The following is a 14,347-nucleotide window of genomic DNA, read 5'->3' on the forward strand; positions in this document are numbered from 1 at the left end:
CACTGAGCGTCGCCCCCGCGTCACCATGGCACATCGGACCGTACCGCACACGAGTGGAACGTGTCGATGCCGCGGAACTGCCCGGTGCCCGGCTGCCGCGACCGCTGACCGCCGTCCCCCGGCAGGGGGTGGAGGCGGTCTGGTCAGCCCTTCCAGAGGGCGAGCATCATCGCCTCGACGGCGATCCGGGGCTTGACGTTCGCCTCGATCGCGGCCCGGCAGGCCAGGACCGCCTCCAGGCGACGCAGCGCGCCATCGGCGTCCCACTTGCGCGCCCCCGCCTCGGCGACCGGGGCGGTGTCGGTGTGTACCGGTTCGACCGGGGCACCCAGCGCCATCGTGAGCGCGTCCCGGTAGAAGCCGGCGAGATCCACCAGCGCCCGGTCCAGGGCATCCCGCTGCGCCCGGGTGGCCCGGGACTTCTGCCGCCGCTCCAGCTCCTTGACCTGCCCAGCCGCGCCCCGGAACGCACTGGCCGCTCTCCGACCGGTGCCGCCAGCGCCGAGGGCCGTCTCCAACGCGGCCCGTTCCGCCGCATCGGTGTCCGCCACCAACGCCGTGGCCTCCGCCTCGGCCGCTCCGATCAACGCGGCGGCGGCGTCGATCGCCGCGCCCACCCCGGTGAGCTGACGGGGCACCGCGAGCACCGCGTCCCGCCGGGTACGCGCCTGCGGGTCACGGGCCAGCCGCCGGGCCCGCCCGACGTGCCCCTGGGCCGCGGCGGCCGCCCAGTTCGCCACGTCGGGCTCGACGCCGTCCCGCCGAACGAGCACCTCGGCGACCGCCGCCGGTGCGGGCTGCCGCAGGGGTACGACCCGACAGCGCGACCGGATGGTCACCGAGATGTCGTCGGGGTGGATGGACGGCGCGCAGAGCAGGAAGACCGTACGCGGGGGCGGCTCCTCCACCGCCTTCAACAGGGCGTTGCCGGCGGCCTCGGTGAGACGGTCCGCGTCCTCGATGACCACCACCTGCCACCGCCCGCCGGAGGGGGTACTGGCGGCGCGGAGCACCAGGGCACGCATCTCGTTGACGCCGATGGAGAGCCCCTCCGGTACCACCAGCCGGACATCGGCGTGGGTGCCGGCCATCGTGGTGTGGCAGCCGGGGCAGGTGCCGCATCCACTGCCATCCCCGCACTGGAGTGCGGCGGCGAAGGCTCGCGCGGCGATCGACCGCCCCGACCCGGGCGGCCCGGTGAAGATCCAGGCGTGCGTCATCCCCGCCCCCGGTTCACGCTCCGCCGGCTCGGCCGCACCGGCCTGCGCCGGGTCGCTCCCGGCGGTGGCTGGCGAGCCGCTGCCCAAGGTCGGATCCGGGCTGCTCCCGGAGGTGGGAGGCGGGTCAGCCGAATTGGTCTGAGCCGCCAGGTCCGGTGTCCCGGCACGGAGCACGGCGGCGGCGTCAGCTACGGCCCGCCGCAGCACGTCCACCGCCTCGTCCTGGCCGACCAGGTCGGCGAAGACGTCTGGCATCAGGTCCGACGCTCCATCGTCACCAGCTTCGGGTCGGATAACTCGGAGTGGACCGTGGTGTCCGGCCCGCTCGCCGCCGGCGGGTTCGGCCTACGCGCCGCGGATGTGTTCGCCGCCGGCCCACTCCCCTCGGGTGTGTTCGCCGCCGGCCCACTCCCCTCGGGTGTGTTCGCCGCCGGCGGGTTCGGCCCGCCCGCTTGGGCGCCGAGCAGCTCGGCGACCCGCCGAGCCACCTCGTCGGCGATCTCGTCGGTGGGCCGGGCGGCGTCCAGCATCAGGTAGCGCTTCGGATCGGCGGCGGCGAGGTCGAGGAACGCGTACCGGACTCGTTCGTGGAAGCTGACCGATTCGGCCTCCAGGTGGTCGGGGGCCCCACTCCGGGCAGCCACCCGGGACAGCCCGACACTCGGATCAACGTCCAGGAGCACCACCAGGTCGGGTCGGAGCCCGCCGGTGGCCCAGGAGGAGAGCCAGGAGACCTCGTCAACGGGGAGCGTCCGGCCCGCACCCTGGTAGGCCAGGGACGAGTCGATGTAGCGGTCGCTCGCCACGACGGCGCCCCGGAGCAGCGCCGGCCGCACCACGGTGGCCACATGGTGGGCCCGGTCGGCGGCGTAGAGCAGCGCCTCGGCGCGAGGGGAGGGCACCTCGGAACCCGGCTGGCCGAGCAGCAGGGACCGGATTCGCTCGCCGACTCCGGTGGCACCGGGCTCGCGGGTGACCACCACGTCCCGCCCCTGGTCCCGTAGCCGCGCGGCGAGCAGAGCGAGCTGGGTGGACTTGCCGGCTCCCTCGCCCCCCTCGAAGACCACGAACAGTCCGGCGGAGGCGAACGGCTCGGCTGGCGTCAGCGGCCGCCCGCGCATCGAACCCCACAGGTCGGCCAGGACGGGAACGCCCTTCTTGTCGTCCATCTGCCTGAACGCGCTGACTCCAGCGAAGACGCCCGCCAACCCCGCAGCGAGCAGCAGCAGCCGGGTGGACGAGATCGAGATCCCCAGGTTGGCGACGTCGAATCGGCGGGAGCCACCAACCCCGGCGAGTAGGCTGCTCAACGCGATGGCCAGGATCAGCACCAGCCGGGTGCCGATCTGCACCACCGCGAAGACCCGCCCCCGCACCTCGTCGGCGATCTCGCCACCGAGCAGCGTCGTGCCGGCGAGGAAGGCCATGCCGGCGCCCGCGCCGACCAGGACCGCACCCACCATCGCCATGGAGAGGTGGATGGCGAAGGCCAGGGTCATGACCGCGGCGCTGGCGAGCACGATGCTCATGCCGAACCAACGCCGCCGGGACATCTCCTTGACGATCATCGGGCCGAGCCCGATGCCGATCGACAGGCCGATGAAGATAGCCCCGAACAGCAGGTAGAAAGCGGCGTCACCAGCACCGAGCGAGTTGGCGAAGAAGCGAGCTGTGCCGATCACGATGCCACCGCCGGCGAAAGCGCCGAAGATGCCCAGCACCAGACCTCGGACCAGCGGGGTCTGGCCGATGAACTGCCAGCCCTCCTTGAACTGGCGCAGCATGCTCTGCCCGGTCTGATCCCGATCGGCGGCGGGGCCCTGGCTGATCTCCCGGATACCGAACGCGACCACCACGGCGGTGGCCAGCCGGGAGAGCGCGTTGAACCAGAGCGCGAGCTGGGCGGGCTCGGCCCAGTCCGGGGCGGTACCACCAGTGGCGGCCCGGACCGCGCCGTCCAGCGCGGCGAGGACGATCGCCGCGACGACCGGGGTGAGGCCGTACGTGGTGATCAGCGTGAGCTGGTTGGCTGCTTCGAGCCGGGCCCGAGGGATCAGGTTCGGGACCGCGGCCTCCTTGGCCGGAATCCAGAGCAGGGTGATCGACTCGATCAGGAACGTGGCGATCGTGGCCCACCCGACCACCACCGCACCACTCGCGCCCAGGACCGCGATCAGCGGGATCGAGGCGAAGAGCAGGAACCGCAGCACGTCGCAGATGACCATCGTCCAGCGGCGGTCGAACCGGTCGGCGAAGACGCCGGCGATCGGCCCGAGGACCAGCGCCGGCAGCAGCCGGATCGCGATGACCGTGCCGAACGCCGCGCCCTTGGCGGTGCTCCCCTCCACCTGGGAGGCGGCGAAGACGGAGGTGGCGAGCAGACCGAACCAGTCACCGAACGAGGCGGCGCCAAGCACGATCCAGAGCCGCCGGAACGGGCGGATGCGCAGGACTGAGCGGATCGCGGCGTAACCCGAGTGGTCGGGCTGGCTAGCCGGTGCCGCGGTTCCGGACGGGCCCGCCGATCCGGACGCGGCGGCGGGTGACGAACCGTTGGCCGACTCGCCGTTCTGCTGGCTTACGATGGCCGTACCTCCACGTGGCGACCCACTACTGAGCGGTCTCGGTGCAACACTCTAGCCCCGGCCCGATGGCATACCGCTATGGCATTCCCCTGCTCACCGAGCCTAGGCGGGGGCATCCACCGCCCGCGGCGAGGTGCTTGGGCATCGCCCCCGGTACGGCTAGCGTGCACCACGTGCCCCCCGACACCGCGGAACTGCGCGCCCGACTCGACCGCGCGACCGCCCACCTGGACCCGCCGTACGCGGTGGTTGATCTCCGGGCGTTCGACGCCAACGCCACCGCCCTCGCCGAGCGCGCCCGCGGTAAGCCGGTCCGCCTGGCCAGCAAGTCGGTACGCTGCCGGACGCTGATCTCCCGGGCCCTGGCCACCCCCGGCTGGGCGGGTGTGCTGGCATTCACCCTCGCCGAGGCGCTCTGGCTGGTCCGTTGCGGGGTCACCGACGACGTGGTGGTGGCGTACCCCGCGACCGACCGGGCCGCGCTCGCCGACCTGGCCGGTGATCCGACGCTCGCCGCCGCGGTGACCCTGATGATCGACGATCCCGCTCAGCTCGATCTGGTGGATGCCGTTCGCGCCCCAGGTCGCCGGCCCGAGCTGCGGGTCTGCCTGGACCTGGACGCCTCCTGGCGACCGCTGGGCGGGCGGCTGCACCTCGGGGTGCGCCGCTCGCCGGTGCATGACCCACGGGCGGCCGGCGCGCTCGCCGCCACCATCGCCGACCGACCGGGATTCCGGCTGGTCGGACTGATGGCGTATGAGGCGCAGATCGCCGGGATGGGCGATGCGCCGCCGGGGCGAGCGCTGCTCGGCGCGGCGATCCGACTGGTTCAGCGTGGGTCGTACCGGGAGTTGCTGGCCCGCCGGGGTGCGGCGGTGGCGGCGGTCCGTGAACACGCCGAGCTGGAGTTCGTCAACGGTGGCGGTACCGGCAGCCTGGCCGCCACCAGCGCCGACCCCGCGGTCACCGAGGTCGCAGCGGGCTCCGGACTGTACGGGCCGACACTCTTCGACACCTACCGGGCCTGGCGCCCGGCCCCCGCCACCTTCTTCGCCTGCGCGGTGGCCCGGCGGCCAGCGCCCGGCTACGCCACCGTGCTCGGCGGTGGCTGGATCGCCTCCGGGCCGGCCGAACGCAGTCGTCTCCCCCGCCCGGTCCTCCCGGCTGGCCTCCGGTTGGTCGGCGCGGAGGGCGCCGGCGAGGTGCAGACGCCGCTGACCGGCCGGGCCGCCGACACGCTTCGGATCGGCGACCGGGTCTGGTTCCGGCACGCCAAGGCCGGCGAACTCGCCGAGCACGTCAACGAGCTCCACCTGGTGGAGTCGGAGACCGTCGGGACGGCCGCCGCCTCGTACCGCGGTGAGGGGTGGGCCTTCCTCTGAGGGCCCACCCCTCGACGCCGGGGCCCGGAGCCCGCCGCCCGGACCGGTTGCGGACGGTCCGCGGGTGGACGCCGGTCAGGCTGGCTGGGCGACCTCCGCCGGCCGGTCCACGCCCCCCCGGGCGTCGACCTGGCGGTACAGGTACTCCCGAATCAACGCCTTCGCCTCGACAAGCACCCGGTCATCGCCCTCCTGCCGCCGGCGGAACGCCAGCTGGATGAGCGCGTCAGCACCCTCGACCGCGATCTCGAGATGGAACTGGAGCTCCGGGACGTCGGTGAGTCCGAAGCGCTCGGTGAGGACACGAGCCAGTTGATCCGCGATCACCCCGTTGTTGTCCCGCTGCTCATCGAGCAGGTGCAGGTCGACCACGTCACCGAAGTGCAGGGTACGGAACCCGGGAACGGTGCGGTGCATCGTGATGTACTCGTCGATTGCCGCGTCAACCCCATCCCACCAGTGGGTCAGGTCGTTCGAGGCGAACCTCTCGTCGAGCCGCTGGAGATAGGACTCCATCGTGCGCAGGGTCAACGCCTGCACAATCGCCCGCTTGTCCGGGAAGAACTGATAGACCGAGCCAATCGCCACCTCGGCGCGCTCGGCGAGCAGCGTCGTGGTCAGCCCCTCGTACCCCACCTCGTCGACGAGCTCCGCACAGGCGTCCAGCATTCGCTGGACCCGAGCGACACTTCGACCCTGCACCGGTACGCGGCGCAGCGGCCCGGTCGTGGCGGCTGGTGTGGACACTCGCCACCCCCCTTCGACGGAAGAACATATCTGCACGTCACGAGTCCGTGACTACCGGTACAACGAGCGGAACTCGATTGCGGTATTTACCAGGCACAACGTTCCTGATATGAAGTCACTTCACATTCATTTCGAGGAGCGTCCATGGTCGCTGCCGCAAGCTCCGTAAGCGCCTGGTCCAACTGGGCCGGCAATCAGCGTGACACCGCCACCAGCGTGCTACGCCCCACCTCAAGCGCCGACATCGCGGAGGCGGTGCGGGCCGCCGTGGCAGCCGGGAAGCGGATCCGCCCGGTCGGCAGTGGCCACTCCTTCACCCCGGTCGCCCGAACCGACGGTCATCGGATGGAGCTGACGGGCCTTGCCGACGAGGTGCGGGTCGACCTCGATCGCCGGCTGGTCACGGTACCCGCCGGCACCACGCTGCGCACCCTCAACCGACTGCTCGCCGGGTACGGCCTGGCCCTGCCCAACCTCGGCGACATCGACGCGCAGACCGTGGCCGGCGCGATCTCGACCGGCACCCACGGCACCGGCGCCCAGTACGGCTGCCTGTCCACCTTCGTCACCGCTCTCACCCTGGTCACCGGCGTCGGCGAGGTGCTGCACTGCTCCGCCGACGAGCACCCGGAGGTCTTCGCCGCCGCCCGGGTCTCGCTCGGCGCGCTCGGGGTGCTGGTTGACGTCACCCTGAGCTGTGTCGACGCGTTCGTGTTGCACGCCCACGAGCGGCCCGCGCCGCTGGCCGGAGTGCTGGCCGAGTTACCCGAGCTGGTGGAGCGACACGACCACGTCGAGTTCTACTGGTTCCCCTACACCGATCGGGTCCAGGTCAAGAGCAACGATCGGGTGCCCGTCAACGACCGTCCGCTGCCGCACTGGCACCGCTGGCTCAACGACGAGTTCCTCTCCAACACGGTTCTCGCCGGGGCCTGCCGGCTCGGCCGGGCCGTACCGGCACTCGTCCCCGGCATCAGCTCCGTCGCCGCGCGGGTGCTCACCGAACGCCGCTACACCGGCCCCTCCGACGCGGTCTTCTGTAGCCCACGTCGGGTCCGCTTCGTCGAGATGGAGTACGCGCTGCCCCGCGAGGCCCTCGCCCCGGCCCTGGCCGACCTTGGCCGCATCGTGGACCGGCTACCGGTCAAGGTCCTCTTCCCGGTCGAGGTACGGTTCAGCGCCGCCGACGACGTCTGGCTCTCGCACGGCTACGGCCGGGATTCCGCGTATCTCGCCGTCCACCAGTACGTGGGGATGCCGTACGAGCCGTACTTCCGCGCCGTCGAAGAGCTGGCCGAAGGGCTTGGCGGCCGGCCGCACTGGGGCAAACTGCACTGGCGCGACGCGGCTTCCCTGGCCCCCGCCTATCCCAAGTGGGACAGCTTCCAGGCCGTCCGGGACCGGCTCGACCCGCACCGGGTGTTCGGCAGCGAACACCTGTCCCGCGTCCTCGGCTGATCGCAGCCCCGGCCCAACCCGCCTCGGCTGATCGCAGCCCCGGCCCGTCCTGCCGCCTCGGCTGACACGGGCCGGGGTGGATGCGTCACTCGGCCGCGCTGCCGGCCCGCCTCGGCTTCGTCGGCTTGGCCCCGGCGCTCTTCGCCGTCGCCGTCTTCTTCGCCGCCGCGGTCTTCTTCGTCGCGGTCGCCTTCTTCGCCGCCGCGGTCTTCTTCGTCGCGGTCGCCTTCTTGGCCGGCGCGGCCTTCTTGGCCGCCTTCTTCCGCGGCGCCGGGCCCTTCGCCCGCTTCTCGGCGAGCATCTCCGACGCCTGCTCCAGGCTCAGCGCCTCCGGCGTCTGCCCCCGCCGCAACGATGCGTTGGTCTCCCCGTCGGTCACGTACGGCCCGAACCGGCCATCCTTGATGACCAGCGGTTTCTCGGTCAACGGGTCGGCGCCCAACTCCCGCAGCGGCGGTGCGGGAGCCCGACGCTGCCGGGTCTTCGGGGCGGCCAGCAGCGCCAGCGCCTCGTCCAGCGTGACCGTGAACATCTTCTCTTCGGACTCCAGCGACCGGAACTCCTCGCCCCGCTTCACGTACGGGCCGTAGCGGCCGTTGTTGGCGATGACCTCACTGCCCTCCGGGTCAACACCGACCAGCCGTGGCAGGCTCAGCAGCCGCAGCGCCTCATCGAGGGTGAGGGCGTCCGGCGACTGGGAGCGCAGCAGGGACGACTTGCGCTCCCCGCTGGCCACGTAGGGGCCGAACCGGCCAGACTTGAGCAGAATCGGCTCTCCGGTGGCCGGGTCCTCCCCGAGCTTGCGCTCACCGCCGCCACCGAGGAAGAGCTCGTACACCTTGTCCGGGGTCAACTCATCCGGGGCCAGCCCCTCCGGAATCGGAGCCCGGTCGCCCTGACCACCGCCCTCCTCACCGTCGGCGGCGGCCGCCTCCCCCGGCAACTCCCGCTGCAGGTACGGCCCGTAACGGCCCACCCGGACCACGACCGGCCGCCCCTGGTCGTCGCTGAAGAGCGGAATCGAGTTGACGCTCCGCGCGTCGATCTCACTCAGGTTCTCGGTGACCAGCTTCTTCAGCCCACCGGAGCGGGCGATGTCCTGGTCACCGGCGCCGTTGGTGGTGCCGAAGTAGAACGCGGTGAGGAAGTCCACCGCCGCGTGGTCGCCACCGGCGATCTCGTCCAGCTCGTCTTCCATGCTGGCGGTGAAGCCATAGTCGATCAGGCGCGGGTAGTGCCGCTCCATCAGCCCGACCACGGCGAAGGCCAGGAACGACGGGATCATCGCCTGGCCACGCTTGACGACATACCCCCGGTCCTGGATGGTCTGCATGATCGACGCGTAGGTGGAGGGACGGCCGATGCCCAGCTCCTCCAGCGCCTTGACCAGGGACGCCTCGGTGTAACGGGCGGGCGGCTGGGTGTGGTGCCCCTGCGCGGCGAGCTGATCACCGGTGAGCGGCTGGTCCTTCACCAGCGTCGGCAGACGCCGCTCGGCATCCTCCGCCTCGGCGTTCTCGTCGTCGCTGGACTCCACGTAGGCGCGGAGGAAGCCCGGGTCGGTGATGGTCTTACCGGTGGCACCGAAGTCCGCCTCCTCACCGGCCGCTGTGACGGCCCGGATCCGCACCGAGACGCTGGAGCCCACGGCGTCGGTCATCTGGGAGGCGACGGTACGGCGCCAGATCAGCTCGTAGAGCTTGTACTCCTCCACCGACAGCTCGTTGCGCAGTTCCCCCGGGGTGCGGAAGGTGTCGCCGGCGGGGCGGATCGCCTCATGCGCCTCCTGGGCGTTCTTCACCTTGCCGGTGTAGCGACGCGGCTCCGGCGGGACGCTACGTTCCCCGTACAGCTCGACGATCTGCTGGCGGGCCGCGGCGATGGCGGTCTCCGACAGGTTCACCGAGTCGGTACGCATATAGGTGATGTAGCCGTTCTCATAGAGCCGCTGCGCGGTGCGCATCGTCTGCTGAGAGGAGAAGCGCAGCTTGCGGGCTGACTCCTGCTGCAGCGTCGAGGTGATGAACGGCGCGTACGGGCGGCGACGGTACGGCTTCTCCTCGACCCGGGTGACCGTGAACGGCCGATCCGCCAGCCGGGCGGCCAGCCCCTGGGCCCCGCCCTCGTCCAGATGCACCACGCCGGCGCCGGGACGGACCCGCCCGGTGGTTGGCTCGAAGTCCTTGCCGGTGGCGATCCGGTCACCGTTGAGCGCGACCAGGGTGGCGTTGAAGGTGCGGGGGCCCGCACCGGGCTCTTCGGCGGCGAGCGTGGCGAGGATGTCCCAGTACTCGGCGCTGCGGAACGCCATCCGCTGCCGCTCCCGCTCGACCACGATGCGGGTCGCCACCGACTGGACCCGGCCGGCCGAGAGCTTCGGCATGACCTTCTTCCACAGCACCGGGGACACCTCGTAGCCGTACAACCGGTCGAGGATGCGGCGGGCCTCCTGGGCGTCCACCAGATCGCGGTCGATCTCCCGCGGATTCGCCACGGCGGACCGGATCGCCGCCTTGGTGATCTCGTGGAAGACCATCCGCTTGACCGGAACCTTCGGCTTGAGCGTCTCCACCAGGTGCCAGGCGATCGCCTCGCCCTCCCGGTCCTCATCCGTAGCCAGGAGGATCTCGTCAACCTCCCGGGCCAGCTTGGTCAACTTGCTGATCTGCTGCCGGCGGTCGGAGGAGACGACGTAGAGGGCGTGGAAGCCGTTGTCGACATCGACGCCGAGCCGGGCCCACGACTCACCCTTGTACTTCGCCGGCACATCGGCGGCGTTTCGCGGCAGGTCGCGGACGTGCCCGAAACTGGCCTCCACGACGTACCCCGGGCCGAGGTAGCCCGAGATCGTCTTGGCCTTCGCCGGGGACTCGACGATGACCAGACGGGTGGTTCCAGCTTTGCTCGGCACGTCTCTCTCCGACCTCACTCCCGCATCGCGACCGCTGTGGTGTCCGGTACGGGGCGCATTGACCCCGCCGGCGCCCCAACGGTCCGGATGTCCAACGTAACGCGTCGTCCGGGATTCCGGTTTCGTGGGCGACAAACACCGGAGGGACCGGACCCGGCGTCACCGTACACTGCCCGTAGGCCTGACCACCGCTTCCCGTGACGAACGGGACCCCAACGCACCCGGTCGGGCAGGGAGCCGCCGCGCCACCCACCCCGACGCCGTGGCGGTTGAGCGCCGCCACTCAACCACGGTCCGGCCAGGCCGTCCGGGGCACGGTGGAGGGTGGGTCGCCGACCAGTTCGGCGAAGCGGTTCAGCAGTCGGCGTCCGGTTATCCGGTAGGCCAGGCCGTCCGGTCCCGGTTCTGGCACGGCGGGCAACCCCACCGCGGCGAGCGCCGCTCCCACCCGCTGGTGAATGGCCGGCCCGAGGCGGAGCAGGACGTCGGAGTCCGCCACCGAACCCGCCGCGACGAACCAGAGCCGCAGCCCTCGCCCACCCAGGTGGAAAGCGTCGGGCGGGTGCTTCGCCGAGCCGTGCAGCCACGCCGCCACGAGCGGCTTCAACACCCTCGTGTACGCCGTCCGCACGGTATGCCGGCCACCGCCCGCCGCCGCCCAGCTCGTGGGGAGGTCTCGCGCCTCCAACTCGGCGACCAGCGCGTGCACCCGCCAGGCGGCGTCAACCACCACGGCCAGGCGGGCGGTACCCCCCATTACGGATCCCTCGGCAGGTCCGGCGAGCAGGCCGGCCAGGTCGGCGACGGTGGGTTCAGTGGCCTCGGTGCCGAAGAAGGCGAGTTGGCGACCCGTGTCGTCGCCTCGGGCGGTGGCCACACCCCGACGTGTTGCCCGCTCTGCACCGCCCCGGGTGGCGGGCGGGGCCAGCTCGGGCGCCGGGAAGAGCCCCGGCACCGACTCCCCGTCCACCGGCCCGGTCAACGGCACTCGGGGACCTCGGCGAAGGCGCGTCTCAGCTCCTCCGAGTTCAGGTTACTGGCGTCCAACGCGCTGGCCTCGTACTCCTCATTCAGCGTCTGGACCGCATCCCGCACCCCGTCGTAGAAGGCGGCGGACTGGCTCGTGCCGAGGCTGTCGATGGAGTCCCGGGCCTTGGCGTACGCGTCTCGCATCTGCGCCAGCGACGCGCGGAAGCGCGCGGATACCTCGACGCCCTGCTCCACATCGGGGACGCCGGCCTGCTCCACACTGCGCCGCGCGGTCTCGCTGGCCCGCGCCGCCCCGGCGAAGAGCCGCACCAGGTTCTCCTTGGCCTGAGCCGGACTGGTCTGGGCAGTCATCTGCTGGTCGGTGCTACTGGTGAGCTTCCTGATCTCGGCTCGCCAGGGGGTCAGGGCGGAGCAGACCGAGGTCGCCCACGCCCCGGGACTCGGCCCACCACCACACCCGGCGGTCAGGACAACCGTAGCCAGCATCGCCGCCAGCCTTCCGGCTGCCGCCCGGCACACACGCATGCGTTGCAGCGTACGGTGTCGCGCCGCCCCGTACCGCGGTCAGGTTCGCCGGGCATCCACACCCCGCCCCCCTCCCGACCCGGGTCGGGAGGGGGGCGGGTGCGCTGCGAGGTGGACAGGTCAGGCCCGGACCGCCTCCGGATGTTGTTCCGCGCTGCCCGTGCCCGCGCCCGGGTCAGACATCGACACACCCTGGCGCTTGCTGAACAGCACGGAGGCGACAATGATCAGGGTCGCCACCACGGCGATCGAGATCCGCAGCCCGGTGTTGCGGTCGTCGCCCACGCTCCAGGCCACCACGGCCGGCGCGATCAGCAGCGAGACCAGGTTCATCACCTTGATCAGCGGGTTGATCGCCGGGCCGGCGGTGTCCTTGAAGGGGTCGCCGACGGTATCGCCGATAACAGTCGCGGAGTGCGCCTCGGAGCCCTTGCCGCCGTACGCGCCATCCTCGACCATCTTCTTGCTGTTGTCCCAGGCACCGCCGGAGTTGGCCAGGAAGACGGCCATCAGGGTGCCCGCGCCGATCGCCCCGGCCAGGTACGACGCGAGCGCGCCCGGCCCGAGCCCGAAGCCGACCGCAATCGGCGCCATGATCGCCAGCAGGCCGGGGGTCATCAGCTCCCGCTGCGCGTCCCGGGTGCAGATGTCGACGACCTTGCCGTACTCGGGGCGCTGGGTGCGGTCCATGATCCCGGGCAGCTCCCGGAACTGCCGGCGAACCTCCATAACCACCGCCCCCGCCGAGCGGGACACGGCGTTGATGGCCAGCCCGGAGAAGAGGAAGACCACCGCGGCGCCGATGATGAGACCGACCAGGTTCCGCGGATTCGCCACGTTCAGCGAGTTGAGGATCTCGCCGCCGACATCGGTGATGCCCGCGTCGGCGTACGCGATGCGCAGCGTGTCGGTGTAGGAGCCGAAGAGCGCGGTCGCGGCCAGTACCGCGGTGGCGATCGCGATGCCCTTGGTGATCGCCTTGGTGGTGTTACCGACCGCGTCCAGCTCGGTCAGCGTGCGGGCACCGTCCGCATCGATGTCGCCGGACATCTCCGCCACGCCCTGGGCGTTGTCGGAGATCGGACCGAAGGTGTCCATCGCGACAATGACGCCGACCGTGGTGAGCAGGCCGGTACCGGCCAACGCGACCGCGAACAGGGACAGCGTGATGGAGCTGCCACCGAGCAGGAAGGCGCCGAAGACGCCCGCCCCGATCAGCAGCGCCGAGTAGACCGCGGACTCCAGACCAACGCCGATGCCGGCGAGGATGACGGTGGCCGGGCCGGTCTGTGAGCTGCGGCCGATGTCCTGGACCGGACGGCGGTCGGTCTCGGTGAAGTAGCCGGTCAACGCCTGGATCGCGGCGGCCAACACGATCCCGATGACGACCGCGCCGATGGCCACCACACGCGGGTTCTGGTCAACGTCGGCCAGCCCCTGCGTCAACTCGGCGAAGCTGGCCGGCAGGTACGTCCAGGCGGCGATGGCAACCAGTACCGCGGAGATGAGCGCGGAGGCGTAGAAGGCCCGGTTGATCGCGGTCAGACCGGAGCGGTCCGAGGTGCGCAGCCGAGTGATGAAGACGCCGATGATCGCGACGATCACACCGATGCCGGAGACGATCAGCGGGAAGACCAGCCCCTGCTCACCGAAGGCGGCCCGGCCGAGAATCAGCGCGGCGACCAGGGTCACCGCGTACGACTCGAACAGGTCGGCCGCCATCCCGGCGCAGTCGCCCACGTTGTCGCCCACGTTGTCGGCGATGGTGGCGGCATTGCGCGGATCGTCCTCGGGGATTCCCTGCTCCACCTTGCCGACCAGGTCAGCGCCGACATCGGCGGCTTTGGTGAAGATGCCCCCACCGACCCGCATGAACATGGCGAGCAGCGCGGCACCGAAGCCGAAGCCTTCCAGCACGGTCGGGGCGTCGCTCCGGTAGAAGAGGACGACCAGCGCCGCGCCGAGGAGACCGAGTCCGACGGTGAGGAAGCCGACGACGCCGCCGGTGCGGAACGCGATCCGCATGGCGGCCTCCCGGCCACCCACACGTTCCCGGGCTGCGGCGGCGACCCGCAGGTTGGCCCGGGTCGCCAGCCACATGCCGGCTCCCCCGATGAACGCGCTGAAGAGTGCGCCGATGACGAAGAAGGCCGATCGGCCGATCTTCACCGCGGTCTCGCTGCCGTCGGTCTCGTGCACCGGCAGCAGGAAGAGCAGCAGCACAGCGGCGACCACGAAGATCGCCAGGGTACGGAACTGCCGGAACAGGTACGCCGAGGCACCTTCCTGCACCGCACCCGAGATTTCCTGCATATTGGTGGTGCCCCTGCCGGCGGCCAGCACGGTCCGTGTCAGCGCGGCAGCGAAAGCCAGCGCCACGGCCGCGATCACGGCGGCGAGAACCACGTACGTGACATTGCTCCCGGTGAGGGAGATCCCGCCGCCCTCGGCGGCCAAGGTGTCGGACATCTGTGTCCTCCTGTACCGAACGCTCGCGCCGACCGTGGAGACGCAGAGTCGGCGCCTGGA

Annotated in this window: 9 protein-coding genes; 2 read left to right on the forward strand and 7 right to left on the reverse strand. The window is 71.4% G+C overall.

Annotated elements, in window-relative coordinates; all coding sequences use genetic code 11:
• Window positions 1–143 precede the first annotated feature (143 nt).
• Both SALPAC6_RS0106090 and tmk read right to left on the reverse strand, forming a co-directional pair.
• A complete protein-coding gene (locus SALPAC6_RS0106090; RefSeq protein WP_018252538.1) occupies window positions 144–1,475 on the reverse strand; it encodes a DNA polymerase III subunit delta' in 1,332 nt (443 codons plus the stop codon).
• On the reverse strand, window positions 1,475–3,637 hold the full coding sequence (gene tmk, locus SALPAC6_RS0106095; protein ID WP_018252539.1) for a dTMP kinase: 2,163 nt from the start codon (window positions 3,635–3,637) through the stop codon (window positions 1,475–1,477). The genes SALPAC6_RS0106090 and tmk overlap by 1 nt, the downstream gene beginning before the upstream one ends.
• A gap of 332 nt (window positions 3,638–3,969) precedes the next feature.
• On the opposite strand from tmk, the gene SALPAC6_RS0106100 reads away from it, so the two are divergent.
• Entirely contained in the window at window positions 3,970–5,187 is a 1,218-nt protein-coding gene (locus SALPAC6_RS0106100; RefSeq protein WP_018252540.1) for an amino acid deaminase/aldolase, read from the forward strand.
• Between the two features lie 75 nt (window positions 5,188–5,262).
• On the opposite strand, the gene SALPAC6_RS0106105 is transcribed toward SALPAC6_RS0106100, so the two are convergent.
• Window positions 5,263–5,856, reverse strand: a complete 594-nt coding sequence (locus tag SALPAC6_RS0106105) for a TetR family transcriptional regulator (protein ID WP_018252541.1) — start codon at window positions 5,854–5,856, stop codon at window positions 5,263–5,265.
• Window positions 5,857–6,078: 222 nt separating this feature from the next.
• On the opposite strand from SALPAC6_RS0106105, the gene SALPAC6_RS0106110 reads away from it, so the two are divergent.
• Window positions 6,079–7,392 carry a D-arabinono-1,4-lactone oxidase gene (locus SALPAC6_RS0106110; RefSeq protein ID WP_018252542.1) on the forward strand — a complete coding sequence of 438 codons (1,314 nt, stop codon included), beginning with the start codon at window positions 6,079–6,081 and terminating at the stop codon, window positions 7,390–7,392.
• Window positions 7,393–7,477: 85 nt separating this feature from the next.
• Here SALPAC6_RS0106110 and topA read toward each other — a convergent pair whose 3' ends face one another.
• From topA to SALPAC6_RS0106130, 4 genes are all read right to left on the reverse strand, one after another.
• Window positions 7,478–10,303 (reverse strand): type I DNA topoisomerase, encoded by a 2,826-nt coding sequence (topA, locus tag SALPAC6_RS0106115; RefSeq protein ID WP_018252543.1) that lies wholly within the window; start codon window positions 10,301–10,303, stop codon window positions 7,478–7,480.
• 283 nt (window positions 10,304–10,586) lie between these two features.
• Window positions 10,587–11,291 (reverse strand): hypothetical protein, encoded by a 705-nt coding sequence (locus SALPAC6_RS0106120; protein WP_018252544.1) that lies wholly within the window; start codon window positions 11,289–11,291, stop codon window positions 10,587–10,589.
• Window positions 11,282–11,818 (reverse strand): hypothetical protein, encoded by a 537-nt coding sequence (locus SALPAC6_RS0106125; RefSeq protein WP_026189361.1) that lies wholly within the window; start codon window positions 11,816–11,818, stop codon window positions 11,282–11,284. Before SALPAC6_RS0106125 ends, SALPAC6_RS0106120 begins: the two co-directional genes overlap by 10 nt.
• Window positions 11,819–11,938: 120 nt before the next feature.
• Window positions 11,939–14,287 carry a sodium-translocating pyrophosphatase gene (locus SALPAC6_RS0106130; protein WP_018252546.1) on the reverse strand — a complete coding sequence of 783 codons (2,349 nt, stop codon included), beginning with the start codon at window positions 14,285–14,287 and terminating at the stop codon, window positions 11,939–11,941.
• Window positions 14,288–14,347: the final 60 nt, after the last annotated feature.

Source organism: Salinispora mooreana (assembly GCF_000379065.1).
Lineage (GTDB): Bacteria > Actinomycetota > Actinomycetes > Mycobacteriales > Micromonosporaceae > Micromonospora > Micromonospora mooreana.

What these genes read in the sequence shown, in the direction of transcription:
- SALPAC6_RS0106090 (WP_018252538.1), bottom strand. Translation starts at nt 1,475, where the DNA reads ATGCCAGACGTCTTCGCCGACCTGGTCGGCCAGGACGAGGCGGTGGAC.
- SALPAC6_RS0106105 (WP_018252541.1), bottom strand. Translation starts at nt 5,856, where the DNA reads ATGCTGGACGCCTGTGCGGAGCTCGTCGACGAGGTGGGGTACGAGGGG.
- SALPAC6_RS0106110 (WP_018252542.1), top strand. Translation starts at nt 6,079, where the DNA reads ATGGTCGCTGCCGCAAGCTCCGTAAGCGCCTGGTCCAACTGGGCCGGC.
- SALPAC6_RS0106125 (WP_026189361.1), bottom strand. Translation starts at nt 11,818, where the DNA reads ATGCGTGTGTGCCGGGCGGCAGCCGGAAGGCTGGCGGCGATGCTGGCT.
- SALPAC6_RS0106130 (WP_018252546.1), bottom strand. Translation starts at nt 14,287, where the DNA reads ATGTCCGACACCTTGGCCGCCGAGGGCGGCGGGATCTCCCTCACCGGG.